Origin of the sequence: Tessaracoccus bendigoensis DSM 12906, assembly GCF_900141915.1 — a bacterium.
Taxonomy (GTDB): Bacteria; Actinomycetota; Actinomycetes; order Propionibacteriales; family Propionibacteriaceae; genus Arachnia; species Arachnia bendigoensis.
This window is the reverse complement of record NZ_FQZG01000136.1, coordinates 1-2,616: the sequence shown is the minus strand read 5'-3', so window position 1 is coordinate 2,616 and position 2,616 is coordinate 1. Positions and strand designations below refer to the sequence as shown.

Sequence of the window (2,616 nt, the reverse complement as noted above, 5' to 3'; positions counted from 1 at the left end):
TGCACGACTGGCCCGTCCACAACGCCGACCCTGGCTCCACCTGCCCGAGCATTGGCCATGGGCACCCCAATGGCTACAACTCTGGCGAAGCGTGTTCCCCTCCACCACCGGGCCACCACTATCAGCCTGACCTGCCCATCCCGCCCCCGCCAGGCCAAACCCAAGGAACCAAACAAAGTGGAAAAGCTGGGCAAACCAGCAGATCCATCACGCCCAAAATCACAACAGCGTCAAAACACCGGGACCATGCCCTCCAGAAACCCGTCCGAAAGCCAATCCACGGATTCAGGCTAAAGGTGCGGATGAGTATGGGGTGTCAGTCGGGATGGATGACAAGGCGGAGGAGGTCAGTCGTAGCGGTGTACTACGTCGACCGACGACAACGAAGTCGGTCGCTCGAATGGCGCTCCATACCCATGCAATTAGGCGCGACGGGCCACTAGGCTCACCCGTATGCGCGTGTTCATCACCTGGGCCCACAGTGGGGAGGACTGGCCGGACGAGCGCGCCGAGCTCTGGAAAGGGCAGGTGGAGCAATTTGCCGAGCTTCTCGAATCGGCTGGCATCGACGAGGTCCTCCTCGACCTCTGGGTCGCGAACGAACGCGACACCAACTGGAACACCTGGGGGCCAAACCAGATCGATGAGGCCGACTACGTCCTCATCATGATGAACGACCCCTGGGCTCAGCGGTGGTCGGGCAGGAACAACCCAAAGGTCGGGGCCGGCGTGGTAGCCGAGGCCAACGCGCTCCACGGCCTGTTCAACGAGGACCAGGCGGAGTTTCAACAGAAGGTCCGGCTGGTCCGCCTGCCTAGCTCCACCGGAGACCGCATCCCGCGCGATCTGTCCGGCGTGAAGAGTCTGACGGTGTCGTCACTCACCCCGGAAGGGATCGGAGACGTCCTCCGCGACCTCAACAACGAACCGCGGCGCATCCCGTCGGCTGGCTCCCCAGGCACCGGCTCACAGGCCGGAGCCCTGACCGGGTTCCGTGACGGCGACATGCTGCTACTGCGCTTCCGGGACTTCCATGCCGGGGTCAGGACGCTGGAGGAACACGAGAAGCTCATCGCCTCAAACCCCCGGGCAGGGCGCCTGGTGGGGATGGTGGAAGAAGGCTGTTGAAGGCCCCCAACTCCCCTTGTGGGCATCGTTCCAGGACCATCTTCGCGGCCATCGAGGTCTCCTGGGCCTGTTCGATACGGGGTCGCCCGCAGGCGTCGTCACCAGGGCGTTGGCGGTCGAGGTGCTGCCTCCCCGTCCGAACGACTTCGGTGACACCCCACCGTTCACCCCCGCACCCGAACAGTGGCCACTGGTGCCTCAGTACTACCGTCCGAGCGATCCCACCCAGACCCACTCCTGCGCCTGGCTGCGTCTCCAAACCATCGATTCCCATCCCTGCAACTTCTACGGGAACTACCGGTTCGTCTCCGAAGACCCGCAATACGCTGGGGTCGTCATCACCCAGCCGTCGCAGCTGACTCTGAGCGACCAGTCCCTGTGGCACGTCAGACCGGTCGGATCGTGACCGGCGGGATCGGTGAAGTCGGTACGGACGCGCCCATCCGGCTGGTCGTCTTCGACTTCGACGACACCCTCTACGACTGGATCGGGCATTTCGTGCCCGCGCTTGAGGCGATGATCGGCACGGCCGCGCCCCTGTTGGGGATCGACGCCGACGACCTTCGGCTGGAGCTCAAGGCCGTCCACAAGCGCTACGGCAACACCGAACAACCATTCGCGCTGCTCGAAACCGATTCGGCTCATCGGCTCTACGGCGAGCGCACCAGAGACGAGCAGCGTCAGGCCCTCGCCCCGGCATTCACCGCCTTCGACCGGGTGCGCGCTGACACTCTGCGGCTCTACGACGACGTGGTCCCGGCCTTCGAGCGGCTCCGCGACGACGGCGTTTCGCTGGCCGGGTACTCCACGGCGCCGTCGGTCAACCTCGCCAAGCGCATCAAACTGTTGGACATCGCTGGCTTCTTCTCCCGCATCTACGCCTCGCCGTTCACGGGCAAACCGTTCCCGGGGCCGCGCACGAGCAGCGAGAACGGGCTGGAGATCATCGAGATGGACAGGCCGAAACCCGATCCCGATGCGGTTGAGCGCATCACCCTGGACTTCGGGGTCGCCCACAGCGAGGCGCTTTTCGTCGGTGACAGCGTCGCCTCCGACATCGCGCCGGCGATCGCCGGAGGGGCCAGGGCAGCCCTGATCCGTCGAGCAGGCGGTAGCGAAAAGGACTGGCTGCCCGACCTGCTCCAGGTCTCACACCGCTTGGCGGAGAGGCGTGAGGACGCCGTCGGTCTGAGCGACGACGCCTTGGGCCGCGTGCCGACGCTGTCCAGCCTCGACCAACTGTGGGACCACTTCACGTTCGCGCCCGCAGTCACCGCTGGCAGCTAGCCGCGGTTGAGCTCGACCCCCTCTGGTTGAGCCGGGCCGTGAGCGCCAGCAGACCTTCTCAAGACACTGTGGTCAAGACCCTGAACCATGCGCAAGGGGGTTTCGTCACGCCTCGCTCGTACCTCACGAGGCGGCTCAACCAGCGACGGTTGAGCCGGGCCCCGCTGCTGGTTGAGCCGGGCCGTGAGCGCCAGCGAACGC

The 2,616-nt window shown here is 65.3% G+C and carries 3 protein-coding genes; all 3 read left to right on the top strand.

Features of this window, described 5'->3' with window-relative positions:
- Positions 1-453: 453 nt before the first annotated feature.
- Genes BUC15_RS18665 through BUC15_RS18655 form a run of 3 tightly spaced genes read left to right on the top strand, consistent with a single transcriptional unit; the run spans position 454 to position 2,415 of the window.
- Positions 454-1,128: a toll/interleukin-1 receptor domain-containing protein gene (locus BUC15_RS18665; RefSeq protein ID WP_073191582.1), complete on the top strand. Its 675-nt coding sequence runs from the start codon at positions 454-456 to the stop codon at positions 1,126-1,128.
- A 16-nt stretch (positions 1,129-1,144) separates the two neighbouring features.
- Positions 1,145-1,534: a hypothetical protein gene (locus tag BUC15_RS20145; RefSeq protein ID WP_073191579.1), complete on the top strand. Its 390-nt coding sequence runs from the start codon at positions 1,145-1,147 to the stop codon at positions 1,532-1,534.
- A complete protein-coding gene (locus BUC15_RS18655; protein ID WP_175558411.1) occupies positions 1,507-2,415 on the top strand; it encodes an HAD family hydrolase in 909 nt (302 codons plus the stop codon). Before BUC15_RS20145 ends, BUC15_RS18655 begins: the two co-directional genes overlap by 28 nt.
- Positions 2,416-2,616: the final 201 nt, after the last annotated feature.

Coding starts and splice junctions, on each gene's coding strand:
- BUC15_RS18665 (WP_073191582.1), top strand. CDS start 454: ATGCGCGTGTTCATCACCTGGGCCCACAGTGGGGAGGACTGGCCGGAC.